Here is a 24,531-nt window from a genome sequence, read left to right as displayed (position 1 = left end):
GCCACAGCCGGAGCGCCCTGCTCCGCAGGCGCCGCTCGGCGGCCTGCGTGGCACGCTCGATATCGAACGCCCTGCCGAAGCACCGCGCCAGCGCGACGCCAACGCCCGCACGCCGCAAGGCGGCTGGGTGCGCGATCTCCTGACCGGAGCATCGCGCGAGGAGGAAGTCGCCAGGCCGGCAGCGCCCGCGGAAGCACCGCGCGCAACTCCCGCCCAGCGCTCGCCGCTGCATGTCATGGAGTCGCTCAACTCGCTCTCGGTCGATATTGCCCGGGCGATCGACCACGACGCCTCGATCGAGCTGTGGAACCGCTACCGGCGCGGCGAGCGTGACGTGTTCACGCGCCGCCTCTACACGCTCAAGGGCCAGCAGACCTTCGACGAAATCCGCCGCAAATATCAGGCAGAGGCGGAGTTCCGCACCGCTGTCGACCGCTACTGCGACGATTTCGAGAAGCTGCTCAAGGACGTCTCGCGCAACGACCGCGACAACATCATGGCGCAGACCTACCTGACGTCGGACACCGGCAAGGTCTACACCATGCTGGCCCATGCGAGCGGCCGTTTGCACTGATTGAGGCGACACCACAGACAAGGCGGGAAGTTCCCGCCTTTTCTTTGTGCAAAATCGTCGGTCTGCGCTGCCCCTCATCCGCCGGCCGGCACCTTCTCCCGTATAGCGACGGGGAGAAGGGAGATGGCATCAGCCTCGCCGCCCATACTGGAACGGTGACAATTGGCGAAATCATTGGCGGCGGCGTTCTTTCTCCCGTCACTATACGGGGAGAAATGCCCGGCAGCGCAATGAGGGTTAGCGCGAACCTGCGATATTTGGTCGAGTGATGGCTAACGCGACGAACGATCGTTCGAAGCCTCGACCGGCTCAGATCACCGAATCCGTCCAGCCCACAATATCCTTCGCCGCCTCGCCGAAGGCGCTGTCGAGCGCGTTGACATAGGCCGGATTGCCGCTGCCCGAAACGGGAGCGGATGCGGTGAAGCTCTTCGAGGCGCGCACCTCGCCGTTGCGGTCATTCAGGATGCGCACGAAGAGATTGACCTCGGCATGCTCGCCACCATTGACGCGGACTTCGAAGGAGCGGATCTCGACGATCACCTGGTAGTCGATCGCCAGCCCCTCGCCCGGCTTGCCGACGCCGGCAAAGCTGCCGGAGCGCTGGAAGGTTTCGGCGAGCCTCGCCTGCACGATCAGCGGCAGCCGGTCGGCCCATTGCGCGCCCTTGAGATACTGGATCGAGCGATCTGACGGCTTGATGACGATGTTCTGGCTGTCCAGCGCCTTGAGCGCGGAGGGCTGGGCGATCAGGATCTGGCGGCGGCTGTGGCCACGGGCGTCGATCGACGGGGCGGACAGCTCGAACGTATCGAGCGGCGCCGGCTTGCCTCCCAATGCCGCGCAACCAGCCAGCGTCAAGCCAAGCAAAACGACTGCCGATCTATACCCACCCAACCCGAACGTCACGCGTGATCCCCACTGTCCCCGGATCGTATGATGAATCCGCATCCGCGGTCCATGTAATTGCTGCGGGCGGGCACGGAAGTCAACGCCGTGCCCTGCCATCGAACTGCCGGACCTCGCCGTCGCCGCCCGACAGGATGCGCTGCGGGTTGCGGCTGAGATCGGTCACCGCCTCTTCGATGCGGCTGATCGAACGCCGGCTGTCCTGGACCAGCGCCTCGACATTCGACAGGCCCTGGCCCGAGAAGCGCGCAATATTGTCGGTGATCGTGCCAAGCCGGGCGTTCAGCGTGTCGGCGACCTGCTTGAACGACTTCAGCGTGTCCCTGGCATCGGCCATGACGCCGTCGGCCTGGCCCGAACCGAGCAGAGTATCGACCCTTTTCAGGATGCCGTCGACGCGCACCGAGGCATCGTTGAGGCGCGACGCAAGCTGTTTGGCGTCCTTGATCGTCTCGTCGATGTCGTCGGCCCGGTCGGCGAACTTGTCGGTCACCTGGGCGATGTCGGCGGCGGCCTTGTTGGCATTTTCGCTGGCCTTCTGAATGTTGGCGAGCGCCACGCGCACTTGTGCCGGATCGATGCCGTCGAGCACATTGTCGACCTTTGCCAGCGTGCCTTGCGTGCGCTTGGCGAAATCGTTGACCGAGCCGACCGCGGTATCGACGTTCTTGATCACGCCGTCGAGCTGTCCGCTGGTCTCCTTCAGATTGGCGGTGACGGCGTCCACATTGGCGACGATGCTCTTGATCTTGTCCTTGTCGACGGCATTGAGCAGGCCTTCGGCAGCCTTCAGTGTGCCGTCGAGCTTGCCGGAAACACCCTTCAACTCGTCCGACAGCGCGCTGACGGCGGTCAGGAACTTGTCGATGCCATCGGCATTCCTGGCCAGCGCATCGGAAAATGTCTGGGCGTTCTTGACGGTCTGGGTCAGCGGCCCGCGCACATCCCTGGTGAAACCTTCGAGTTCGGAAAGCACCTTGTCGGCACGGGTGAAGATATTCTGCGCCGTCTGCAGCAGGTTGGTGACCGCCGATGGATTGGCGACGATCTCGGCGGTCCTGCCTTCCTTTGCCGCCTCTTCCAGCAGATTTGGTTCCTTTGGATCGGCGCCCTTCAATTCGATGTTGACCTGGCCGGCAAGGCTGGCGATGCCGATATCGGCCTGCGTCGATTTGGTGAGCGGCGTTGTCTGGTCGATCTCGGTCGTAGCAATGGCGGCATTGGGGTCATTGCGGTCGAAATAGACGCGCTTGACCACCCCGACCTTGACGCCGTTGAACAGCACCAGACTGCCGGGGCCGAGGCCGGAGGCCGAACCCTGAATGCGCACGCGCAGCTCCGCCGTCTCGCCGCGATCACCGATCTGGGCGGTCCAATAGACGAACCCGAACGCCGCCAGGATTGCAGCCAGGGTGAAAATGCCGACAATTACGTAGTTGGCTCTGGTTTCCATTGCCCCACTTATGTCTATGCGCGCGCGGCAAGATCAAGTTGCCGAGCGCGTTTTCCGCGGAAATAGGATTTGACCCACGGTTCTTCGCTTTTCAGCATGTCGTCGATCGTGCCTTCGACCAGGATTTTCTTGTTGCCGAGCACCGCCACGCGGTCGCAAGCGGTAAACAGCGTGTCGAGATCGTGCGTCACCATATAGACCGTCAGATCCATTGTATCGCGCAGCTTGACCACCAGTTCGTCGAATTCGGACGCGCTGATCGGGTCGAGGCCGGAAGTCGGCTCGTCGAGGAAGACGATGTCGGGGTCGAGCGCCAGCGCCCGCGCCAGGGCGGCGCGCTTGATCATGCCGCCCGAAAGCTCCGAGGGAAATTTTTGCGCGGCGTCCGGCGGCAGGCCGACCAGTTCGATCTTGAGCAAGGCCAGTTCGTCCATCAGTTTCTTCGGCAGATCGAGATATTCGCGCATCGGCACCTGCACGTTTTCCTGCACGGTCAACGCCGAAAACAGGGCGCCGTGCTGGAAAAGCACGCCAAGGCGCATGTCGATGCGCAACCGTTCGATGTCGCTGGCCTTTTCGAGGTCGAGGCCAAACAGCTTGATCGTGCCGGACTGCTTGTGCAGCAGGCCGAGAATCGTGCGCAGCAGCACCGATTTGCCGGCGCCCGAGGCGCCGACGAAACCGAGGATTTCGCCGCGCTTGATGTCGAGCGCCAGTTTGTCGAGGATCAGCTTGTCGTCCAGGGCAACGGTGATGTCGCGCACCGACAGCACGATATCGCTTTCGCCCGTTCCCTGCATAGCCTTGGTCGCCTTTGAGTTTCTGCGCATCATGTCAGAACTCGATCGATGCGTAGAAGATGGCAAAAAGGCCATCGAGGATGATGACAACGAAGATCGATTTCACAACCGAGGCGGTGACGTGCAGACCCAGCGATTCGGCGCTGCCGCCGACCTTCATGCCTTCTACGGAAGCAATGGTGCCGATGATCATGGCCATGAACGGCGCCTTGATCAGCCCGGCGAAGATGGTGCTGATATCGATCGCGCCGCGCAGCCGGTCGATGAAGGCCGTCGGCGCAATACCGGAATAAAGCCAGGCGGCTAGGATGCCGCCGCCAAGAGCGGCAAAATTGGCGACGATGGTGAGACAGGGCAGCGCGATCACCAGCGCCACCAGGCGCGGAAACACCAGCACGCCGATCGGGTTGAGGCCGATGACCTTCAGCGCGTCGACCTCCTCGCGCATCTTCATCGAGCCGATCTCGGCGGTGATGGCGCTGCCGGAGCGGCCGGCGATCATGATGGCGGTCATCAGCACGCCGAGTTCGCGCAGGATCAGCACGCCGACCAGATCGACAACGAAAATGTTGGCGCCGAAATAATTGAGCTGGTAGGCGCCCTGCTGGGCGACGATGGCGCCGACGATCGCCGACATCAGCACCACCACGGGGATGGCGCCGACCCCCATGCGATCGATCTGGTTGAAGATCGCCGCCGGATTGATGGCATGGCCGCGCCCGAGCTTCATCTGGGCGCCGCCGATGGTGGCGCCGAGGATGTTCATCGAGGCGAGGAAATCGTCGCGCATCTCATAGATGCGGCGGCCGACCGCCTCCAGCCCGCGGAGGATGATGTTGGGGCGCCGGACGCCGCGCGATTCGGGCTCGCGCCGGACAGCTTCGCCAACGGCGCCGAGCAGGATCGAGGCGACATCGGTTTGCCCCTGCATCTTGATCTCGACACCCTTCTTTTCGAAGACACTGACCAGGCGATCGATCAGCCAGGCGCCGGCGGTGTCCATCTTCTCGATGTGGGAAAGATCCAAAGCGAGCGTCTGGTAGCCTTTGCGCTGCTCGATCTTGCGCATCTCGGCGTCGATCAGCGCCACTGTCGTCGTCGTCCAGATGCCGGAGAAAGCGCAGCCGAGGACGCCGCCCTCCTCGCCGACCGCAACGCGGGGCTGGTGGTCGGCCTCCTTGGCGGCGTTGCCGCTTGCGTCGCGTTTGCCGATGGTCAACATGGGCGTCCTGTTTAGCCTGACGGGTCGTACCTGTCGATTTGCCGACGACGCGTTGTCGCATAGCCGGAGCAGAAAATTATGGCGCGTGTCATTTCGGTTGAGGCCGAGCGTTTTCCCATTGCCGGCACCTTCACCATCTCGCGCGGGTCGAAGACCGAAGCCGAAGTCATTACCTGCACGATCAGCGATGGGGACAATCGCGGATGGGGCGAATGCGTCCCCTACAAGCGCTATGGCGAGACCATGGAGGGGGTGCGCGACGCCACCGAGGCCATGCGCCGGCAGATAGAAGGCGGCATCAGCCGCAAGGACCTGCTCGATGCGATGCCGGCGGGTGCTGCCCGCAACGCCATCGATTGCGCCTTGTGGGACCTGGAGGCGAAGATCAGCGGCGTTGCGGTCGCAGACGCCATCCACGCTGTGCCCTTGTCGGCGCTGGTGACGGCCTACACGCTGTCGCTGGGCGAGCCGGAGGCGATGGCGGCGCAAGCCCGCGCCAATGCCGGACGGCCGCTGCTCAAGGTCAAGATCGGCGGCGACAACGACTTGGCCCGCATCCGCGCCGTGACCGAAGCGGCGCCCGACAGCCGCATCATCCTCGACGCCAATGAAGGCTGGACCGATGCCAACATCATCGAGAATCTCGCTTTCGCCGCCGAACATGGGATAGCCCTGATCGAACAGCCGCTTCCCGCTGGCCATGATGCCATCCTGCGCCACATCGCGCATCCGGTGCCGATCTGCGCAGACGAAAGCCTCCACGAGGCGAAGGACCTCGAAGCGCTTGTCGGCCTCTATGACGCCGTCAACATCAAGCTCGACAAATCCGGCGGCCTGACCGCCGCCCTTACCCTTCGCGACCGCGCCCGGGAGCTGGGATTCGGCGTGATGGTCGGCTGCATGGTCGGCACGTCGCTGGCGATGGCGCCGGCAGTGCTTTTGGCGCAAGGCGCCGACTTCGTCGACCTCGACGGTCCGCTGCTGCTTGCCCGCGACCGCCAGCCCGGCCTCGTGTACCAGGGGTCGCTGGTGTCACCGCCTGACAGGATGCTGTGGGGCTGAACGCGCGGCGAGCCCGATCAGCGCCAGGCCGATGATGGCGATCGGGATCATCGCCAGGAAGCCGTCGACGCCGTAGCGCTCATAAAGCGGGCCGGACGCCAGCGTCACCGCCGCCATGAAGAAGCCGTTGAAGAAATAGGCAATGCCTTGCGCCGCACCCGTGCGTTCTTCCGAAACCGTTTCGCCGATCATCTTCTGCAGGCCGATCAACACCATCGCCACCGACACCGAATGCAGGGTCTGGACGCCGAAGAAACCGGCAACGCCAAGCCCGAGTGGCCAGATCAACGGAAAGGCGATCCAGCGCACGATGGAGCCGACGCCGGCGATCAGCATCACCTTGACGACTGAGACGGAGGCAAAAATACGGTTGAAAAACACGAACATGCAGACCTCGGCCACCACGCCCCAGGCCCACAGCAGGCCAACGACGGAATCGCTGATGCCGACCGATTTCCAGTAGATTGAGACAAAGCCGTAGAGGAAGGCATGGCTGGCGGTGATGATGCCGACGCCGAGGGTGAAATACAGGAAATACGGATTGAGAAGGCTCGGCGCCTGATGCTGGATGTCGGCGGCAGATAGCGGCGAAGCCCGGCGCGGGCGGCCAAGCCGCGGCGCCAGCAATCCGGCGACGAGCGCGGCAGACAATGCCGCAAAGATGATTACCGGCACGGCCTGCGGGCTCGTCCAGGCGAGGATAAAGCCGCCTGCGACATTGGCGCAGAGATAGGATATCGAGCCCCATTTGCGCATCGCGGTGTAGTTCGAGCCAAAGCGGCGCACACCCGACAGCGCGAGCGAATCGGCGATCGGCGAATGCGGCGTCCACACCACCGTCAGCGCCAGCGATACGGCAAGCACCATGGCGTAGGTCGGGTTGAGGAAATAGCCGGCGGAAAGCACCATCGTCGCGGCCACCAGCGCGATATAGACATCCGCCCTGTCCTTCGCCCGGTCGGCCAGCGCGGTCAGCAGGGGTGTTGTCACCACGCGCAGGAACATCGGCGCCGCCAGGATGATGGCGATCTGCTCGGCGTGGAAACCCTGGGCATGCAGCCACAGCGGGAAATAAGGCACATGCGTTCCCAGCGACACGAATAATGTCGCGAAGATCAGACTCATGCGCAGTTCGAAATGGCGCGGCTTGACGAGTTGTTCGGGCGAGAGCGGCGGCAGCGACATGAATCGATCCAATTACGCTGCACAAAGGGCTGCAACGCAGATCGATCCCTTAACATGCGCGAAAGCGGTCCGAAACTGCCTGGACCAGTCGATTAACAGGAGGGTTATGCCGCTTCGACGACCCTGTCTTCGATCAGCAAGGGGATGAACGGCTCGTCCGGTGCTTCGGGCAGCACCAGCGCCCAGTGGATGATCTCCATCTTGCCGTCGAAATGTTCGACCACCGCCGTGCAGCTCTCCACCCAGTCGCCGGTGTTGATGTACTGCACATTCTCATAAGTCTCGATCGCGGCGTGATGGATATGGCCGCAGATGACGCCGTCGACATGCGAGCGGCGGGCCTCCTCGGCCAGCACCGTCTGGAACGAGCCGATGAAGTTCACCGCCTTCTTGACCTTGACCTTGGCCCAGGACGAGAACGACCAGTAAGGGAGACCCAGCAAATGGCGGAGCCTCGTCACCACGCGGTTGACCACCATCGCGGCGTCATAGGCGTAGTCGCCGAGATAGGCCAGCCAGCGTGCATTGTGGACGACGGTGTCGAACTGGTCGCCATGGATGACCAGCAGGCGCTTGCCATCGGCGGTTTCGTGGATGGCGCGGTCGGCAACGACGATGCCGCCGAAATGCACGCCTTGGAACTGGCGCGCGAATTCGTCGTGATTGCCGGCGATATAGGTGATCGAGGTGCCCTTGCGCGCCTTGCGCAGCAGTTTCTGGACGACGTCATTGTGGCTCTGCGGCCAATGCCAGCTGCGCCGCAGCCGCCAGCCGTCGACGATATCACCGACGAGATAGATGATATCGGCGTCGTGATACCGCAGGAAATCGATCAGGAACTCGGCCTTGGCCGCCTTCGATCCGAGATGCAGGTCGGATATGAACATGCTGCGGAAAGTGCGGGTTTCTGTACCGGACATCAGATCGTCACCGTTGCTTTCGCGCAGGCTATGCCCCGATTCATGCAACAACCGTATGACGGTTGCGATTGGGCCAGCCAAAGGGCTAGCGTGCCGCGCCATTCACAGGAGAAAATCGTCATGGATCTGGGCATCAAGGGCAAGAAGGCCATCGTCTGCGCATCGAGCAAAGGGCTGGGCCGCGGCTGCGCCATGGCGCTGGCCGAGGCCGGCTGCGATCTCGTCGTCAACGGCCGCAATGCCGAGCTGCTGGCAAAAACCGCAGCCGAACTGCGCGAACGCTACGGCGTGAAGGTGACCGAGATCGTCGGCGACGTCTCGAAACCCGACGTGCAGCACGCGCTCCTTGCCGCCTGCCCCGACCCGGATATCCTGGTCAACAACAATGGCGGCCCGCCCTTGCGCGATTTCCGCGAACTCGACCGCGCAAAGATCCTCGAAGGCGTGACGCAGAACATGGTGACGCCGATCGAACTGGTGCAGGCCGTGATCGACGGCATGGCCAAGCGCGGCTTCGGCCGCATCGTCAACATCACCTCGCTGTCGGTCTACGTCCCGATCCCCGGCCTCGATCTGTCGTCCGGCGCGCGCGCCGGGCTGACTTCGTTCCTGGCCGGCGTGGCGCGCACGGTGATCGACCGCAACGTCACCATCAACAGCCTGCTGCCGGGCAAGCTCGACACCGACCGGCTGCGCGGCCCGCATGAGGCCGGCACGATGGAAGACCCGGCAGCGGCCGCAGCGCGCAAGACCCGCATCAGCGCCGACGTTCCGGCCAAGCGGCTCGGCACGCCGGAAGAGTTCGGCCAGATCTGCGCCTTTCTGTGCTCGGTCCATGCCGGCTATCTCACCGGTCAGAACATCCCGGTCGATGGCGGCCTCTATGTCAGCGCGTTCTAAAAGGCTCGATGGATAATCGGCAGGATTTCAGCGCAATTATTTGAAATAGGTCGATATTTCCGGCCCCGGTTGTTTTAGCCGCCCTTGCGTTATTTGGCGTCGCGAAAAACCATTTTTGCGTGCTAAAAGGCTGCAAAGCAGGTTTGAGGGAGCGGCCGCATGGAAGGCGAGAACAAGAAAACGGCACGTTCGGACCTCGACGAAGCCGCCCTCTACTTCCATAAGCATCCAAGGCCGGGAAAGCTCGAGATCCAGGCGACCAAGCCGCTCGGCAACCAGCGCGACCTGGCGTTGGCCTATTCGCCGGGTGTTGCCGCGCCCTGCCTCGAAATCCGCGACAATCCGGCAACCGCGGCCGATTATACAGCGCGCGCCAATCTGGTCGGCGTCGTCTCCAACGGCTCGGCCGTGCTCGGGCTCGGCAATATCGGCCCGCTCGCCTCCAAGCCGGTGATGGAAGGCAAGGCGGTGCTGTTCAAGAAATTCGCCGGCATCGACGTCTTCGACATCGAGATCGACGCGCCGGGCATAGAGCGCATGGTCGAGACGATCTCGGCGCTGGAACCGACATTCGGCGGCATCAATCTCGAGGACATCAAGGCGCCCGAATGCTTCGAGGTCGAGGCGCAGTTGAAGGCCCGCATGGGCATTCCCGTCTTCCATGACGACCAGCATGGCACCGCCATCATCGTCGCCGCCGCGGTGCTCAACGGGCTGGAATTCGCCGGCAAGACCATTTCCGACATCAAGATCGTCACCTCAGGCGCCGGTGCGGCAGCGCTCGCCTGCCTCAACCTGTTGGTCTCGCTTGGCGCCAAGGTAGAGAATATCTGGGTCACCGACCGCTTCGGCGTCGCCTACAAGGGCCGCACCGACGAGATGGATCGCTGGAAAGACCCATATGTGAAGGACACCGAGGCGCGCACGCTGGCCGATGTGATCCTTGGCGCCGACGTTTTTCTCGGCCTGTCGGCCGCCGGCGTGCTGAAGCCGGAATTGCTTGATCATATGGCGCCTAAGCCGTTGATCCTGGCGCTGGCCAACCCCAATCCCGAGATCATGCCGGAGGTCGCGCGCGCCGCTCGTCCCGACGCGATGATCTGCACCGGCCGTTCCGATTTCCCCAATCAGGTCAACAACGTGCTTTGTTTTCCTTACATCTTCCGCGGTGCGCTGGATTGCGGCGCCAGCGCCATCAACGAGGAGATGAAGATGGCCGCGGTCCGGGCGATCGCCGCGCTTGCCCGCGAAGAACCATCCGACGTCGCGGCCCGCGCCTATTCCGGCGAGACGCCGATCTTCGGACCCGACTTCCTTATCCCCTCGCCCTTCGATCCCCGCCTGATCCTGCGCATCGCGCCGGCGGTGGCCAAGGCTGCCTGCGACACCGGCGTCGCGACCCGGCCGATCACCGACTTCGCCGCCTATATCGACCAGCTCAACCGCTTCGTCTTCCGCTCCGGCCTGGTGATGAAGCCGGTGTTTTCGTCGGCCAAGGCGTCGACCGCCAAGCGCGTCATCTATGCCGACGGCGAGGACGAGCGCGTGCTGCGCGCAGCCCAGGTGGTGCTGGAGGAAGGCATTGCCGAGCCGATCCTGATCGGCCGCCCGCATGTCATCGAGGTCAGGCTGAAGCGCTACGGCCTGCGTATCAAGCCGGGCGTCGATTTCGGCCTGATCAACCCGGAAGACGATCCGCGCTACCGCCATTATGTCGACCTGTTGATCGAGCTTGCCGGCCGGCGCGGCGTGACGACGGAGGCCGCGCGCACGATGGTGCGCACCGACAATACGGTGATTGCCGCGCTGGCGCTGAAGCGCGGCGATGCCGACGCCATGATCTGCGGCCTCGAGGGCCGTTTCGAGCGGCATCTGCGCAATGTGACGCTGGTCATCGGACCACGCGCAGGCGTCAAGGACCGCGACCTGTCGACGCTGTCGATGCTGATCTCGCAACGCGGCATCATCTTCCTCACCGACACCCATGTCTCGGTCGACCCGACGGCCGAGGAGATCGCCGAAATGACCATTCTGGCGGCGGAGGAAATCCAGCGGTTCGGCATCGAGCCGAAGGCAGCGCTGCTGTCGCATTCGGATTTCGGCTCGCGCGATTCCCCCAGCGCGCTGAAGATGCGGCAGGCGGCGGCGATCCTGGCGCGCGTTGCGCCCGACCTGCAATGCGACGGCGAGATGCATGCCGATTCAGCCCTGTCGGAGCATCTGCGCCAGCGCGTCTATCCGCATTCGCGGCTGAAGGGCGAAGCCAATCTCCTGGTGTTCCCCAACCTCGACTCCGCCAACATCACGCTGACCGCGCTGCGCACGATGATGGACGCGCTGCATGTCGGGCCGATCCTGCTTGGCACCGACAAGCCGGCGCATATTTTGACGCCGTCGGTGACCTCGCGCGGCGTCGTCAACATGACGGCGCTTGCGGTGGTCGAGGCGGCGCACAAGGCACAGGCGGTGGTTCATTTCAACTGACGCCGTCAGGCAGGCACGAAACGGTAATGCCCGGTCTGCTTGAAGGCGAACAGCGTGTCCTCCTCGCGGGCGCCCGACCCGATATTGTGGATGACCAGCGGCCTTCCCGGCACGTCCGCCGAGCGTTCGGATGAGACGATGACGATGTGCGGCAGGTTGCCGGGCAGCATCTGGGTGACAAGATCGCCCGGCTGAAAGTCGGCAGGATCCTCGCTTACGGCCAAGGAAGCACCCTTGCGCCCGAAAAAGGCGGCAAGGTTGCCGACCCGTCGGTGATCGATGTTGCGGTCGGTCGCTTTCAGACCCCAGGTCTTGGGATAGGCGGCGAAATTGGCGGCCATATCCTCATGCACCAGTTTCTGCAGGTCGAGATTGAAGGCGCGGCGATAGGCGCGCACGATGACATCCGTGCACACGCCCCTATCCGGCGCGACGTCGCCGCCGGGATAGCCGAGGCGGACATAGGCCGGGTCGTAGAAGGTGGTGACGCCGATCTGCTCACGCCCGGCTTCGACCAATTTGCTGCGCCAGTCCGGAGCGGCTGGATTTTCCTGCGCCCGGACGGCGGGCGCCGCCAGGCACAACAGACCGAACTGCAGCGCGGTTCGACGGGTAATCGCGATCATGCCAGCTCCCCGGGGCATTGCTGGATCGTGGGATAATTCCGGGGCGATTGCGCCTTTTTCATGCAGCGGTGAGATCGCACAGTTGCCGCCCTATCCAAACGCCTCCTGCAACGCGTCTATGGGCTAAGACCATCTTTGGTTGTAGATTGAGGGAACGGTTAACGGCGAATCCGGTAGACAGGCAGGCAAGCGGGGTTCGGGCAATGACGGGCGGACGATGGAGGCTGAAGCACCTGGCTGCGCTGCTCGGAGCGCTTGTGCTTTCGGCCGTCGCCACCACTGAACCGCAGGCCGCCTCCCGCGTTTGCCGTCAACTGGAAGCCGAGCTTGCTTCTTCATCGAATGGCGGCGGCAATTCCAGCATGGTGCGGAAGTATGACAAGGCCATCTCCCGCCAGTTCGAACAGCTATCAAAGGTGCGCGGTCGTGCGAGCGATGCGAATTGCGGGTTTTCGCTGTTTTCGCGCAATGTCAGCCAATGTGCTGCGCTGAACAGCAGCATCGATCGCATGAACGCCAATCTCGATGCGTTGCAAGCCAAGCGCGCGCAGCTTGCCGGCGGCGGCTCGCGGCGCGACCGCGGCCGCATCCTGGCCGCGCTCGACGCCAATGGCTGCCGTGACGAGCCCGCGCCGCGCCGGGAGCCGCTGCAGGAAGCCAGCCGCGAACCCGACGACGGCAATCTGTTCGACCAGCTTTTCGGCGGCAACCGGCAGATCGACACGCTCGATCAGCCCGATGATCCCGGCGAGGAGCACAATGTGCGCCGCGTCCTCAACCAGCCCGGCGTGCCGGATTTCCCGACGGTTGGCGGCGAGTTCCATACGAGCTGCGTGCGCACCTGCGACGGCTATTTCTTCCCGATATCGAACTCGGCTTCGCTCGGCGATTTCGAGCGCGACCAGAAGAATTGCGAATCGAGCTGCCCCGGCACCGAAATGCAGGTGTTCTATTCGCGCGGCATGGAAGACGATTCGGCCAACATGACGTCGTCGGTGACCGGCAGGCCCTACAGCGAGTTGCCGACCGCCTATCTCTACAAACAGCCCAACATGTCGCGGCCGCTGGCTTGTGGCTGCAATGCGCAGGCCGGAAATTTCGAGATCATCGGCGGCAACCCGCCACCGCCCGAGCAATCGCAGCCTGATACCGAGACAACGCCATTCATTCCGGTGCCGGCGGCCAAACCCGATCCGGGCGCGGATCCGGAGACGCTGGCGAACGTACAAGGCGGGCTCGACCGCGCCGCCATCAAGCGCCTTGCCGTCAAGCCGGTGGTGTCGCCGGTGTCGCTGATCCCGCCGGACCAGCGCAAGGTCAGGGTCGTCGGGCCAGCGTTCCTTCCCGACCCAGCAGCGGCAATAGATCTGCAAGCTCCGGCCCGGAAGCAAGTCCGGTAAGGGCCAACCTGAGCGGCATGAACAGCGCCTTGCCCTTGCGGCCGCTGGCTTCCCTGATCCTGGCCGTCCAGTCTTTCCAGACCGTGCCGGTCCACGGCTCTTCCGGCAGCAGGTCGAAGGCCTGCTGCAGGAAGTCGCGATCCTCGTCGGAAAATTCCGGCGCCGGCTGCGGGCCGTCGGCAAGGATACGCCACCAGCCGACCGCGTCGCTCAGCCGGTCGAGATTGCCGCGCACCGCCAGCCAGAACGGCTCGGCCTTGTCGCCGGAGATGCCGAGCACGATCAGCCGGTCCCGCGCCTCGGGAAAAGGCATGTGGTGCATGAGCGCACGATTGAGCACGAACAGCTCGTCCGGGTCGAATTTGGCCGCCGATTTCGACGTGGCGGCGGGATCGAAGCGCGCGGCCAGTGCCGGCATGTCATGCACCGCCGCGACATTTTCCGAGGTGCCGACAAGGACGGCCAGCGAGGCAACCGCCATTGGCTCGATGCCCTCCTCGCGCAAGCTCTCGATCGACAGCGCACCGCTGCGCTTCGACAGGCCCTCGCCCGAGGCCGTGGTCAAGAGATTGTGGTGGCCGAAGACAGGCGGCTCGGCGCCTAGCGCCTTGAACAACGCGATCTGCACGCCGGTGTTGGTGACGTGGTCGTCGCCGCGGATGACATGGCTGACGCCCATCTCGATGTCGTCGACGACCGAAGGCAGCGTGTAGAGATAAGTGCCGTCCTCGCGCCGCAGCACCGGATCGGACAGTGAGGCCAGATCGACGGTTTCCTCGCCGCGCACCAGATCGTTCCAGTGGATTTCGGTGCGTTCGGGCTGCAGCGGATCGCTGGTGAAATTCGGCAGCAGAAAGCGCCAGTGCGGCCGGCGGCCATCGGAGCGGTATTCGGCGATCTGCTGCTGCGAAAGCGCCAGCGCCTCGCGGCCATAGACCGGCGGCAGGCCGCGCGTGCGGCGCACCTTGCGGCGCAGGTCGAGTTCTTCGGGGGTTTCGTAGCAGGGATAGACAACGCCGGCCCTTTGCAGCCGCTCCACTGCCGCGTCGTAAATTTCGAAGCGCCGCGACTGGTATTCGGTGGCATCGGGGAAAATCCCCAGCCAGTGCAGGTCGTAGAGGATGGCGTCGGAAAATTCCTGCCTCGAGCGGGCAATGTCTGTGTCGTCGAAGCGCTGGATGAAACGGCCCTTGTTGTTCATGGCAAACAGCCAGTTGAACAAGGCGGTGCGGGCATTGCCGATATGAATGCGGCCGGTTGGTGAGGGGGCAAAACGGACGGTAACTGTCATGGGCGGGGCGTAACGGATGCTCTTGGAATTGACAAGACGCGCCCCCGCGCGACGCCAAAGACATAATGCACGCCAGCTAAAATGAAAAGGCTGTGAGCCAGAATCCGGCCGGGCCTGTCTCGGGTGAACCGCTCACCAGCGGTCCACGCCGGCAGAATCGGGCTTTCCTCAGCCGCTTTTTGTCCCCGTTATCCACATATGTGACACACAAGATGTTGGGGTCACAAAAGCTACGCAAACGAATCCTTGACGACGCAAACCGAGTCGCCTTTTATGTGCCATGTGCTCTTGTTGAGGGCGCGACCGGAGAGTTTCGAGCCCGGTCATTTTTCCCGGATTTTGTGCGTTTCGGCCATGATTTCCGCCTGTTTACGAGGCTGGCGGAAGCGTTGGATCGTGGGGGCTTCGGGAGCGAAAAGGGAGATTTGTCGGACTGGAATAAATTGTCTGTTAACACTATATTTAGTGTTTGCAGGCAGGTTCGACGCTAGATAGTGTGAATTTCCCTCGGTCGAGGGAATCGAGGAAAAATTCAGTTTTGAGGGACCCGCAGGGTTCGGCGCAGAGTTGGAACAGCGGCTTCGTAAGAAGCTCGACCGGCAAGGCGACGAAGACTGCCACAAGGAGAGCCGGTGTTTTCGAACGCCGGCAGACGGCGGACATGCGCGTTTCGCATTGGGGGCAGAAATCCCCGGGGAAAAGCGCTATATATAGACAAAAGGGACCGGACCAATGCGCATCGAGCGTCGTTTCACCAAGCCAGGCCAATCAGCTTACGCGGAGATCGAATTCCGCAAGGCGCTTTCGGAGATCAAGAATCCGGACGGCTCGGTGGTGTTCCGCTTGGACAATATCGATGTGCCGGCGCAGTTCTCGCAGGTTGCCGCCGACATCCTGGCGCAGAAGTATTTCCGCAAGGCCGGCGTGCCCGCGCGCCTGAAGAAGGTCGAGGAGAACGACGTCCCCTCCTTCCTGTGGCGCTCCGTCGCCGACGAGGCCGAGCTTGCCAAGCTGCCGGAAGCCGAGCGCTACGGTTCCGAAATCGACGCCCGCCAGGTCTTCGACCGGCTGGCCGGCACCTGGACCTATTGGGGCTACAAGGGCGGCTACTTCAAGTCGGAAGAAGACGCCAGCGCCTTCCGCGACGAACTCGCCTATATGCTCGCCACCCAGCGCGTTGCGCCGAACTCGCCGCAATGGTTCAATACCGGCCTGCACTGGGCCTACGGCATCGATGGCCCGAGCCAGGGCCACTATTATGTCGACCCGTTCACCGGCAAGCTGACCAAGTCGAAGTCCTCCTACGAGCATCCGCAGCCGCATGCCTGCTTCATCCAGGGCGTGCAGGACGATCTCGTCAACGAAGGCGGCATCATGGACCTGTGGGTGCGTGAAGCGCGTCTGTTCAAATATGGCTCGGGCACCGGCTCCAATTTCTCGATGCTGCGCGGCGAAGGCGAAAAGCTGTCGGGCGGCGGCCGTTCGTCCGGCCTGATGAGCTTCCTCAAGATCGGCGACCGCGCGGCGGGCGCCATCAAGTCGGGCGGCACCACGCGTCGTGCGGCCAAGATGGTCATTGTCGACGCCGACCATCCCGATATCGAGGAATTCATCGACTGGAAGGTCAATGAAGAGCAGAAGGTGGCGTCGCTGGTCACCGGCTCCAAGATCGTGAAAAAACATCTCGAAGCGATCATGAAGGCCTGCATCAATTGCGAAGGCCATGATGACGATTGCTTCGACCCGTCGATGAACACCGCGCTGAAGCGCGAGATCAAGGCGGCCAAGAAGTCGGCCGTGCCGGAGAACTACATCTACCGCGTCATCCAGTTCGCCAAGCAGGGCTACACCGCGATGTCGTTCAAGACCTACGACACCGACTGGGATTCCGACGCCTACCTCACCGTTTCCGGCCAGAACTCCAACAATTCGGTGTCGCTGAAGGACAACTTCCTGCGCGCCGTCGAGGACGACGCCGACTGGCATCTGACCGCCCGCAAGGACGGCAAGGTGCTGAAGACGCTGAAGGCACGCGACCTCTGGGAAAAGATCGGCTACGCCGCCTGGGCTTCGGCCGATCCGGGCCTGCATTTCAACACGACGATGAACGACTGGCACACCTGCGCTTCGGCCGGTGCGATCCGGGCCTCCAATCCGTGCTCGGAATACATGTTCCTCGACGACACGGCCTGCAACCTGGCCTCGATCAACCTGCTCCCCTACCGCAACGCCGACGGCACGATCGACATCGCCGCCTACGAGCACACGGTGCGGCTGTGGACCGTCGTCCTCGAAATCTCGGTGATGATGGCGCAGTTCCCGTCGAAGGAGATCGCCAAGCAGTCCTACGAATACCGCACGCTCGGCCTCGGCTATGCCAACATTGGCGGCCTGCTGATGACGTCGGGCATCCCCTATGATTCCGACGAGGGCCGCGCCATCTGCGCAGCGCTCACCGCCATCATGACCGGCATTGCCTATGCCACCTCGGCCGAGATGGCCGGCGAGCTCGGCGCCTTCGCCGACTACGACCGTAACGCGCAGAACATGCTGCGCGTCATGCGCAACCATCGCCGTGCCGCCTATGGCGAAAAGCAGGGCTACGAGAAACTCGCCGTCAATCCGGTGCCGCTGGTCGCGTCCGACCTGAAGCAGCAGGAATTGGCCACGCACGCCAAGGCTGCCTGGGACCGCGCCATCGAACTCGGCGAAGAGCATGGCTACCGCAATGCGCAGGCGACCGTGATTGCGCCGACCGGCACGATCGGCCTGGTCATGGATTGCGATACCACCGGCATCGAGCCCGACTTCGCGCTGGTGAAGTTCAAGAAGCTTGCCGGCGGCGGCTATTTCAAGATCATCAACCGCGCCGTGCCGGAAGCGCTGCGCACACTGGGTTACTCAGAAAGCCAGATCGCCGAGATCGAGGCCTATGCGGTCGGTCACGGCAACATGAACCAGGCGCCGGCGGTCAACCCCGGCTCGCTCAAGGCGAAGGGCTTCACCGACGACAAGATCGCGGCGCTCAATGCAGCACTGAAGTCGGCCTTCGACATCAAGTTCGTCTTCAACCAGTGGACGCTCGGCGCCGACTGGGTGAAGGAGACGTTCGGCTTCACCGACGAGCAGCTCAACGACTTCTCGTTCGAGATGCTGCCGGCGCTCGGCTTCTCCAGGAAGGACATCGAAGCCGCCAACATCCATGTCTGCGGTGCGATGACGCTGGAAGGCGCGCCCTTCCTCAAGGCCGAGCATCTCGCGGTGTTCGACTGCGCCAGCCCGTGCGGCAAGATCGGCAAGCGCTCGCTGTCCATCAACAGCCACATCCAGATGATGGCGGCGGCACAGCCTTTCATCTCCGGCGCCATCTCCAAGACCATCAACATGCCCAACGATGCGACGGTGGAAGACGCCAAGGGCGCCTACATGCTGTCGTGGAAGCTGGCGCTGAAGGCCAACGCGCTCTATCGCGACGGCTCGAAGCTGTCGCAGCCGCTCAATTCGTCGCTGCTCGCCGACAGCGAGGACGACGAGGACGACGCGGTCGAGCAGTTGATCGCGGCGCCCGCTTCACAGCGTGCCGTGCAGGTCACCGAGAAGATCGTCGAGCGCGTCATCGAACGCCTCTACCGCGATCGTGAAAAACTGCCGAATCGCCGCAAGGGCTACACCCAGAAGGCAGTCGTCGGCGGCCACAAGGTCTACCTGCGCACGGGCGAATTCGACGACGGCCGCATCGGCGAGATCTTCATCGACATGCACAAGGAAGGCGCCGCTTTCCGAGCGATGATGAACAACTTCGCCATCGCCATCTCGCTTGGCTTGCAATATGGCGTGCCGCTCGAGGAATTTGTCGAGGCCTTCACCTTCACCAAATTCGAGCCGGCCGGCATGGTGCAGGGCAACGACGCGATCAAGAATGCGACGTCGATCCTCGACTACGTGTTCCGCGAACTCGCCGTGTCCTATCTCGGCCGCCACGACCTCGCCCATGTCGACCAGTCGGATTTCGACAAGACGGCGCTCGGACGCGGCATCAACGAAGGCAAGGCGACGCCGTTCTCGAAGGGCCTTACCCGCGGCGCCTCGCCGGTCAAGTTGGTGTCTGGCCTAGGTGGCGAACCCAAGGGTTTTGCCGGATCACCTGCCGCGGCCCCTGCCCGGGTCACCCCAACTGCGTTCTCAGGCTCCAATGTGCTGGCGCTTAAACCAGCAAGCGACGAAGCCATCGCCTACAAGCGCGACTATGAGGAGCGAGCCAAGGAATTGGTCGAAGATATTGTTTCCGAGGAGGCAGCCGATCCCACCGGGTTGTTCACCGACGAAGCAGCGAAAGAAGCGGCCGAGGCAAAGGCGCTTGCCTCTACGCGGCGTCAGCAATCCTTGATGCAAGGCTACACCGGCAACGAATGCTCGGAATGCCACAACTTCACCATGGTGCGGAACGGCACCTGCGAGAAGTGCGATACTTGTGGATCGACGAGCGGGTGCAGCTGAGAACTCATGCCGCCTCGGCTTACAGTCCGCGAAGTCATTCGCCTGCTGGAGACCGACGGTTGGTATCTGGTTGCAACCAAGGGCAGCCATCGCCAATATAAGCACAAAACCAAAGCCGGCCGCGTCACCGTGGCCGGCAAACCGTCTGAAGAGGTTGCGCCAGGAACACTGAACAGCATCCTCAAGCAGTCCGGTTTGAAGGAGTGACTATATGCGTTACGCGGTGGTGATTGAAAAAGCAGGCAACAATTTCTCTGCCTATGTGCCGGACCTACCCGGCTGCATCGCAACTGGTGCTACCGTGCCAGAAGTAGAAATCGAAATTCGCGACGCTATACGCTTTCACATCGAGGGCTTGCGTGCCGATGGGCTGGAGGTGCCCAAAGGAATCAGTCTCGCGGAATACGTAGAGGCATAAGCGGTAGCCCTTCAGGACAACATCCTATCCCGGCACCCGCAGCGTTTGATCGTCGAACAGCGGCTCGTCCTGCCCCGCCCGAACGAACAGCACCCTCCGCCCCTCACCCGCCGGCGCCTCGAAATACTGAATACCATCCGGCATTTCGCCCCAGTCGCCGCAGGGCGGTTCGGGAACTTCGTCATTGGCAAGCGCTTTCAGCTCTTTGGAATAGGCGGCGTCGGGGCTGAATGTGTAGCGTTTGACGCCGGTGGGCACGGTGCCCTCGGTGTAGGGCGTCAGCACGCAGCGGGCGCTGACTGATTTGTCGGTCTTTTCCAGCAACAGTCGCAGCACTGCGGCCTCTGCGGTTTCGCCGGATTGAATGTCGAACACCTCGACCAGCGGATCGGGCGTGCCGCCATCGCTGTATTTGATGGCGAGCGCATTGCCGGCGAACTCGAAATGGATCTGGCGGAAGCCGAAATCGCAGCGCTGCGCCCAAGCGGCCAGCCCAACCGTCTTGTCGGCCAGTTTTTCCCAGACGCATTTGTCGATCGGCGGGCGCGACGGCGACGGCTCGTCCGCATATGCAGCGGCTGATATCGCCGCGGCGGCAAACAGCAGGCAAATCCAGACAATCGGTCTCATGGCGCTATTCATCGCTGCATCCTGTCAATGTGAAGGCGTCCCACGCCGAGCCGTCCGGATTGGCATTGGCGAAATCGGCAAATTCGGTGAAGCCCGCGCCGAAATCGGGCAGCAACAGCCCTTTCGGCGCCGGTGTCGCTTCGCGCGAATTCAGCTGCTCGGCGCCGCCTCCGGTCAAGGCATAGACCTGGCTCATCCATATCCGGCACATCCCGCTGCCGTCCTCCAGCCCCGCTTCGCGGTCGTCGTCGGTGCAGGCATGGCGGATGGTGCCGAGCGGAAACGAATTTTTGCCATTGGTCCAGGCGATGTCGGCCGGCAAGCGCGTGTCGGTGTTGGGCACGGTCACCGAAAACGCTTCGGCCGTCAGTGCCGCCGGTTCATTGTCGAGCGGCCGGAATTGCATCACCGCGCCCGAACGCGGCTCGCGGTAGGTGGCATGGCTGAGCAGACATTCCTTTGCGCTCGCTGCCTGCACAGCGTCGAGCAGAGCCAGGCAAACGACGGCCAGCCTGCGGACGATCATTGGATGTCTCGTCATGAAAGTGGCGCCTCAGATAAAACCGACCAGCCACGCCGCGCCGCCCAGAAACGCGGCCGAACAGACCCACAGCAGCCAGAGCCCACGCACCCGGCATTCCAGCACTGCCGAGGCCGGGTTGGCCGGGTCATAATGCACGTCGACCTTGCTGCCCTCGGCATAGCTGCGCCCTTGGCCGCTGACGAGGCCGGGCATTGAAGCGGTGACCGTGGCGCCGAAGGTTACGCGATCGGAGGTGTAGCGCTGGCCGGCGACGCCGTAGCTGTAAACGATGCGGGATTTGAAGACGGTGCTCCAGCGTCGATGGCCGCTGTAGTTTCGTAGCGCCTGCAGACCGGAGGAATCGATGCGGCCGGGCGCGACCCGCCATTTTGCCGCCTGCTCGGCAAGCGACTTCTGGACGAAGGCCATGCGCAGGATCATCAGGCCCATGAACAGCAGCAGCGCTCCGGCGCCGAGGTTCTGCGGCTTGGGCAGGTGCGGCCGGATCGCCTCCAGCACGCCACCGAGCGAAAACACCAGCACCACCGTGCCGATCACCAGCCCGGCCGAGAGCTTGACCATGAACTTGAAGGCGCCGTCCGGCAGGGTGCGTTCGATCACGGCCTTGCCCGGATCGGCCGGATTGTAGAAGACGGTCACTTCAGCGCCGGTGGGAAACTGCGCCAGGGTTTCGGTGACTTCGAAATTCCCCAGATTCTCCTTCACGCTGTAGCGCGAGCTTTGAAATTTCTTTTTACCGACCTTGTATTCGAAGGTGATCGCCGGAAAATTGCGCATCTCGGTGGTGTCGCTGCTGTCCGAGCCGACGCCCGACCTTCTGACTTCACGCGCCTCGACGCGCGACGAGATGATCTTGCCCGGCGCCGGCAGCCAGTGGCTCATCGCCTGCACCTCGCGCCATTTGACGAAGGTGATGAACGACAGACCGCCCGCGATCGCGCAGGCAAATCCGACAATCAGAAATTTGAGCTCTACGTCCACCGCGTCCCCCAGGAGTGCCGGAAGCTGCAAATAGATAGCACGGCGAAGGCAATGTCTTGATTATTCGCAAAGGACGAACCGCCCTTCCTCGGGTATCGAAGCCCCGCCAACTTTGTTAAGAGTCGCCCAAACTGTTAGGAGCCATGAGACCAGGATGACAGCACTGCGCGTTCTCTCGGATGCCTTCATTCCGGAACTCCCGAACCACTACAAAGGCAAGGTCCGCGAGAATTACGATCTGCCGGATGGCCGCCGCATCATCATCGCCACCGACCGGCTGAGCGCCTTCGATGTGATCCTGACCGCTGTCCCGCTCAAGGGCGAACTGCTGACCCAGACGGCGCGCTACTGGTTCGAGGAAACGGCGGACATCTGCCCCAACCATGTGCTCGATTATCCCGACCCCAATGTCGTCGTCGGCACCAGGCTCGACATTCTGCCGGTGGAAATCGTTGTTCGCGACTACCTCGCCGGCACCACCAGCACTTCGGTGCTGACGAAATACAAGAACGGCGAACGCGATATGTACGGCATCCGCCTGCCGGACGGACTGCGCGACAATGAGAAGCTGCCGCAGGCCATCATCACGCCGACCAGCAAGGCGCTCGATGGCGGCCATGACGAGCCCTTGACGCGTGACGAGATCCTGACGCGCGGCCTGTTGTCGGAAGAGCAATGGGACACCGTCTCGCGCTATGCGCTGGCGCTGTTTGCGCGCGGCAAAGCGTTGGCCGCCAAGCGCGGCCTGATCCTGGTCGACACCAAATACGAGTTCGGCACGGACAAGGATGGCGCCATCATCCTTGCCGATGAAATCCATACGCCCGACTCAAGCCGCTACTGGCTTGCGGCAAGCTATGAAGAGCGTTTCAAGGCAGGCGAGCGGCCGCAAAGTTTCGACAAGGACTTTATTCGCGCATGGGTAACCGCGCGCTGCGATCCCTACAAGGACCGTATTCCGAAAATCCCCGCCGAACTCATCGAGCAGACGTCGCGTGTCTATACGCAGGCCTTTGAGACCATCACAGGCAAGACCTTCACCGCCGATATCTCGGGAAAGACGGTGCTGGACCGCATTCGCGAGAACCTGCGACCTTATTTCTGACGGCGGCTGGCGGCCGCCGGTCAACTTGCCGAGGTCGCGGACACGGACGGTTCTGGCGGAGCGCGCCACGTGCCGAGATATGATCCGCACAGGATGAGCGCGAAGGCCGCGACAATGCCGATATCGAGCGGCTCCGAAAGCACGAGCACGCCGGCTGCCACGGAGACGGCGGGCGCCACATAGGTTATGACGACCGCCCGTTCGGGGCCGATCTCCCGCACCAGCAAGAAGTAGGTGGCGAAGGCAATCGCCGTGCAAAACACGCCAAGACCGAGGATTGCGCCAACCACCGTTGTCGACGGCATGGCCGCCGGCCAGGCCAACGCCGCCGGCACAGCGTAGATCAGCGCGGCCCCTGCCAGACAGACTGCCGTCAGCGAGGTTGCCGGCACATCGTTCAGCCAGCGCGACGCGATGATCGAACCCGAGGCATAGCAGGCCGCGGCCATGAGAATCTCGACGACCGCGAGAAATCCGCCACCCAAGGTCGGCAGCGCCAGCACGAAAACACCGGCAAAACCGAGGAAAAGGCCGGTCCAGCGGCGTATCCCCAGCCGCTCATCCGAGCCCATCAGCTTGGAGAGCGCGACGGTTACGGCCGGCGTCATGGCAATCAGCAGTCCGGCGGTGGAACTGTCGATGCTGACTTCGCCATGGGTGATCAGCCCCCATGGCAGGATCATCTCGACCAGACAGAATGCGGCGACCGCCCGCCAATGTGTCTTCAGCCATCCGAAACTGCGCTGGACAAGGACGAAGGGCAGCAGCGCCAGGGCGCCGACGGCTGTTCGGGCAAAGACCAGGAAGGGCACCGACACCTCGGCAACCGCCAGCTTGATCAACAAATAGGGAATGCCCCACAGGAGGCTGAGCAGCACGAACAAAAACAGTCCGCGGCGCGTCATGACGGCCTCACAGCCAGAAAGGTGGTCCACTCTTCGCGATCGCGGCCGACGTTGAATTCGTCTCCGACAAGAACCAGCCCGGCGTTTTCGAGGCGGGCCGCGAAGTCGTCCCTGCGCCAGTAGACCGTATGATATTCGCCGCTCTTCTCGCCGTCGCCAATGCGCATCGAGACGAGGAAGGCGCCGCCCGGCCGCAGCGACCCGGCAATCTTGGCAAGCACCTGGTCGGCCTGCTCGCGCGGCACGTGGATCAGGACGCACAATGCGAGCACCGCGTCGTAGGGGCCGCCGAGATCGTCGGTGATGAGATCGAGAAACTCACCATGCTTGCCGCGTGCGGCCTGCAACTCGAGAAACCGCTTCGTTGCGTCTGTGCGCCGAACCTGGACACCGAGCCCTTCGACGAAGTCCGCATCGTATCCGGGTCCCGAACCGACTTCAAGAATCCGGCCACCTTTGCCGGCGATCTTCACCAGGCGCTTCAGCCATTTCTGTTCTCTTTGGTTCGGAACGTGCCGCACCAGAGCGTCGTAGCGTTCGGCATAGTCCTCATAGGCGTTGATCGTTTGTCGGCTCTTCGCCAGATCCTCGGATAACACAGTCATCTTTCCCTCCCCTGGTCAAA

General features: G+C 62.9%; 22 protein-coding genes. 9 read left to right on the top strand and 13 right to left on the bottom strand.

Translation table 11 applies throughout. The annotated features are described in order from the left end of the window. Positions 1-574 (top strand): hypothetical protein (locus tag X756_RS0135280; RefSeq protein ID WP_031239330.1); only part of this gene is annotated, 574 nt, incomplete at its 5' end. Positions 575-883: 309 nt separating this feature from the next. Here the strand turns inward: X756_RS0135280 and X756_RS141115 are convergent. From X756_RS141115 to X756_RS141130, 4 genes are read right to left on the bottom strand one after another with little or no spacing between them, the layout of a single operon-like run. Continuing rightward, a complete protein-coding gene (locus X756_RS141115) occupies positions 884-1,582 on the bottom strand; it encodes an ABC-type transport auxiliary lipoprotein family protein (RefSeq protein WP_023684946.1) in 699 nt (232 codons plus the stop codon). Further along, complete coding sequence (locus X756_RS141120) at positions 1,563-2,936, bottom strand: MlaD family protein (RefSeq protein WP_023731207.1); 1,374 nt, start codon at positions 2,934-2,936, stop codon at positions 1,563-1,565. The genes X756_RS141115 and X756_RS141120 overlap by 20 nt, the downstream gene beginning before the upstream one ends. 14 nt (positions 2,937-2,950) lie before the next feature. Then, positions 2,951-3,766, bottom strand: coding sequence for an ABC transporter ATP-binding protein (locus X756_RS141125; protein ID WP_196813641.1), 816 nt, complete (start codon positions 3,764-3,766; stop codon positions 2,951-2,953). Positions 3,767-3,770: 4 nt separating this feature from the next. After that, entirely contained in the window at positions 3,771-4,958 is a 1,188-nt protein-coding gene (locus X756_RS141130) for an ABC transporter permease (RefSeq protein WP_023731205.1), read from the bottom strand. A 78-nt stretch (positions 4,959-5,036) separates the two neighbouring features. Between X756_RS141130 and dgcA the strand changes: the two genes are divergently transcribed. Next, positions 5,037-6,020, top strand: coding sequence for an N-acetyl-D-Glu racemase DgcA (dgcA, locus tag X756_RS141135; protein ID WP_023731204.1), 984 nt, complete (start codon positions 5,037-5,039; stop codon positions 6,018-6,020). On the opposite strand, the gene X756_RS141140 is transcribed toward dgcA, so the two are convergent. Both X756_RS141140 and X756_RS141145 read right to left on the bottom strand, forming a co-directional pair. Beyond that, complete coding sequence (locus X756_RS141140; RefSeq protein ID WP_023694172.1) at positions 5,991-7,205, bottom strand: MFS transporter; 1,215 nt, start codon at positions 7,203-7,205, stop codon at positions 5,991-5,993. The genes dgcA and X756_RS141140 overlap by 30 nt on opposite strands. 104 nt (positions 7,206-7,309) lie before the next feature. Next, on the bottom strand, positions 7,310-8,125 hold the full coding sequence (locus tag X756_RS141145) for a UDP-2,3-diacylglucosamine diphosphatase (RefSeq protein WP_031239329.1): 816 nt from the start codon (positions 8,123-8,125) through the stop codon (positions 7,310-7,312). Positions 8,126-8,245: 120 nt separating this feature from the next. On the opposite strand from X756_RS141145, the gene X756_RS141150 reads away from it, so the two are divergent. Beyond that, the gene (locus X756_RS141150) at positions 8,246-9,025 is read left to right on the top strand and encodes an SDR family oxidoreductase (protein ID WP_023706506.1); all 780 of its coding nucleotides are present in this window, start codon (positions 8,246-8,248) and stop codon (positions 9,023-9,025) included. A gap of 159 nt (positions 9,026-9,184) precedes the next feature. Next, on the top strand, positions 9,185-11,509 hold the full coding sequence (locus X756_RS141155; protein WP_023731202.1) for an NADP-dependent malic enzyme: 2,325 nt from the start codon (positions 9,185-9,187) through the stop codon (positions 11,507-11,509). 5 nt (positions 11,510-11,514) lie between these two features. Here X756_RS141155 and X756_RS141160 read toward each other — a convergent pair whose 3' ends face one another. Beyond that, positions 11,515-12,135, bottom strand: coding sequence for a DUF1287 domain-containing protein (locus tag X756_RS141160; RefSeq protein WP_023711449.1), 621 nt, complete (start codon positions 12,133-12,135; stop codon positions 11,515-11,517). Between the two features lie 203 nt (positions 12,136-12,338). On the opposite strand from X756_RS141160, the gene X756_RS141165 reads away from it, so the two are divergent. Beyond that, entirely contained in the window at positions 12,339-13,535 is a 1,197-nt protein-coding gene (locus X756_RS141165; protein WP_023731201.1) for a DUF2865 domain-containing protein, read from the top strand. On the opposite strand, the gene gltX is transcribed toward X756_RS141165, so the two are convergent. Continuing rightward, positions 13,453-14,826 carry a glutamate--tRNA ligase gene (gene gltX, locus X756_RS141170; RefSeq protein WP_023731200.1) on the bottom strand — a complete coding sequence of 458 codons (1,374 nt, stop codon included), beginning with the start codon at positions 14,824-14,826 and terminating at the stop codon, positions 13,453-13,455. The two genes, X756_RS141165 and gltX, sit on opposite strands and share 83 nt — an antisense overlap. Before the next feature lie 732 nt (positions 14,827-15,558). Between gltX and X756_RS141175 the strand changes: the two genes are divergently transcribed. The 3 genes from X756_RS141175 to X756_RS141185 are packed head-to-tail and all read left to right on the top strand — an operon-like array spanning position 15,559 to position 19,741. After that, positions 15,559-19,323 (top strand): vitamin B12-dependent ribonucleotide reductase, encoded by a 3,765-nt coding sequence (locus tag X756_RS141175; RefSeq protein WP_023731199.1) that lies wholly within the window; start codon positions 15,559-15,561, stop codon positions 19,321-19,323. 6 nt (positions 19,324-19,329) lie between these two features. Further along, on the top strand, positions 19,330-19,530 hold the full coding sequence (locus X756_RS141180; protein ID WP_023669047.1) for a type II toxin-antitoxin system HicA family toxin: 201 nt from the start codon (positions 19,330-19,332) through the stop codon (positions 19,528-19,530). A 4-nt stretch (positions 19,531-19,534) separates the two neighbouring features. Next, the gene (locus X756_RS141185) at positions 19,535-19,741 is read left to right on the top strand and encodes a type II toxin-antitoxin system HicB family antitoxin (RefSeq protein ID WP_023669048.1); all 207 of its coding nucleotides are present in this window, start codon (positions 19,535-19,537) and stop codon (positions 19,739-19,741) included. A gap of 24 nt (positions 19,742-19,765) precedes the next feature. On the opposite strand, the gene X756_RS141190 is transcribed toward X756_RS141185, so the two are convergent. The 3 genes from X756_RS141190 to X756_RS141200 are packed head-to-tail and all read right to left on the bottom strand — an operon-like array spanning position 19,766 to position 21,896. After that, complete coding sequence (locus X756_RS141190) at positions 19,766-20,371, bottom strand: hypothetical protein (protein WP_023731198.1); 606 nt, start codon at positions 20,369-20,371, stop codon at positions 19,766-19,768. A gap of 4 nt (positions 20,372-20,375) precedes the next feature. After that, positions 20,376-20,912 (bottom strand): hypothetical protein, encoded by a 537-nt coding sequence (locus X756_RS141195; RefSeq protein WP_245264039.1) that lies wholly within the window; start codon positions 20,910-20,912, stop codon positions 20,376-20,378. Between the two features lie 12 nt (positions 20,913-20,924). Beyond that, positions 20,925-21,896: a DUF3592 domain-containing protein gene (locus tag X756_RS141200; protein ID WP_031239325.1), complete on the bottom strand. Its 972-nt coding sequence runs from the start codon at positions 21,894-21,896 to the stop codon at positions 20,925-20,927. Positions 21,897-22,059: 163 nt separating this feature from the next. Between X756_RS141200 and X756_RS141205 the strand changes: the two genes are divergently transcribed. After that, on the top strand, positions 22,060-23,001 hold the full coding sequence (locus tag X756_RS141205) for a phosphoribosylaminoimidazolesuccinocarboxamide synthase (RefSeq protein ID WP_031239324.1): 942 nt from the start codon (positions 22,060-22,062) through the stop codon (positions 22,999-23,001). A gap of 20 nt (positions 23,002-23,021) precedes the next feature. Here the strand turns inward: X756_RS141205 and X756_RS141210 are convergent, their stop codons facing one another. Both X756_RS141210 and X756_RS141215 read right to left on the bottom strand, forming a co-directional pair. Then, the gene (locus X756_RS141210; protein ID WP_023697600.1) at positions 23,022-23,906 is read right to left on the bottom strand and encodes a DMT family transporter; all 885 of its coding nucleotides are present in this window, start codon (positions 23,904-23,906) and stop codon (positions 23,022-23,024) included. After that, entirely contained in the window at positions 23,903-24,511 is a 609-nt protein-coding gene (locus X756_RS141215) for a class I SAM-dependent methyltransferase (protein ID WP_023694158.1), read from the bottom strand. The genes X756_RS141210 and X756_RS141215 overlap by 4 nt, the downstream gene beginning before the upstream one ends. Positions 24,512-24,531: the final 20 nt, after the last annotated feature.

It is taken from the genome of Mesorhizobium sp. LNJC405B00 (assembly GCF_000502615.1).
Taxonomy (GTDB): Bacteria; Pseudomonadota; Alphaproteobacteria; order Rhizobiales; family Rhizobiaceae; genus Mesorhizobium.
This window is presented reverse-complemented; position numbering and strand designations above follow the sequence as displayed.

Coding starts and splice junctions, on each gene's coding strand:
- X756_RS141175 (WP_023731199.1), top strand. CDS start 15,559: ATGCGCATCGAGCGTCGTTTCACCAAGCCAGGCCAATCAGCTTACGCG.
- X756_RS141155 (WP_023731202.1), top strand. CDS start 9,185: ATGGAAGGCGAGAACAAGAAAACGGCACGTTCGGACCTCGACGAAGCC.
- X756_RS141140 (WP_023694172.1), bottom strand. CDS start 7,205: ATGTCGCTGCCGCCGCTCTCGCCCGAACAACTCGTCAAGCCGCGCCAT.
- X756_RS141125 (WP_196813641.1), bottom strand. CDS start 3,766: ATGCGCAGAAACTCAAAGGCGACCAAGGCTATGCAGGGAACGGGCGAA.
- X756_RS141190 (WP_023731198.1), bottom strand. CDS start 20,371: ATGAGACCGATTGTCTGGATTTGCCTGCTGTTTGCCGCCGCGGCGATA.
- X756_RS141120 (WP_023731207.1), bottom strand. CDS start 2,936: ATGGAAACCAGAGCCAACTACGTAATTGTCGGCATTTTCACCCTGGCT.
- X756_RS141185 (WP_023669048.1), top strand. CDS start 19,535: ATGCGTTACGCGGTGGTGATTGAAAAAGCAGGCAACAATTTCTCTGCC.
- X756_RS141130 (WP_023731205.1), bottom strand. CDS start 4,958: ATGTTGACCATCGGCAAACGCGACGCAAGCGGCAACGCCGCCAAGGAG.
- X756_RS141145 (WP_031239329.1), bottom strand. CDS start 8,125: ATGTCCGGTACAGAAACCCGCACTTTCCGCAGCATGTTCATATCCGAC.
- X756_RS141165 (WP_023731201.1), top strand. CDS start 12,339: ATGACGGGCGGACGATGGAGGCTGAAGCACCTGGCTGCGCTGCTCGGA.
- X756_RS141115 (WP_023684946.1), bottom strand. CDS start 1,582: ATGGCAGGGCACGGCGTTGACTTCCGTGCCCGCCCGCAGCAATTACAT.
- X756_RS141180 (WP_023669047.1), top strand. CDS start 19,330: ATGCCGCCTCGGCTTACAGTCCGCGAAGTCATTCGCCTGCTGGAGACC.
- gltX (WP_023731200.1), bottom strand. CDS start 14,826: ATGACAGTTACCGTCCGTTTTGCCCCCTCACCAACCGGCCGCATTCAT.
- dgcA (WP_023731204.1), top strand. CDS start 5,037: ATGGCGCGTGTCATTTCGGTTGAGGCCGAGCGTTTTCCCATTGCCGGC.
- X756_RS141195 (WP_245264039.1), bottom strand. CDS start 20,912: ATGACGAGACATCCAATGATCGTCCGCAGGCTGGCCGTCGTTTGCCTG.
- X756_RS141215 (WP_023694158.1), bottom strand. CDS start 24,511: ATGACTGTGTTATCCGAGGATCTGGCGAAGAGCCGACAAACGATCAAC.
- X756_RS141210 (WP_023697600.1), bottom strand. CDS start 23,906: ATGACGCGCCGCGGACTGTTTTTGTTCGTGCTGCTCAGCCTCCTGTGG.
- X756_RS141160 (WP_023711449.1), bottom strand. CDS start 12,135: ATGATCGCGATTACCCGTCGAACCGCGCTGCAGTTCGGTCTGTTGTGC.
- X756_RS141150 (WP_023706506.1), top strand. CDS start 8,246: ATGGATCTGGGCATCAAGGGCAAGAAGGCCATCGTCTGCGCATCGAGC.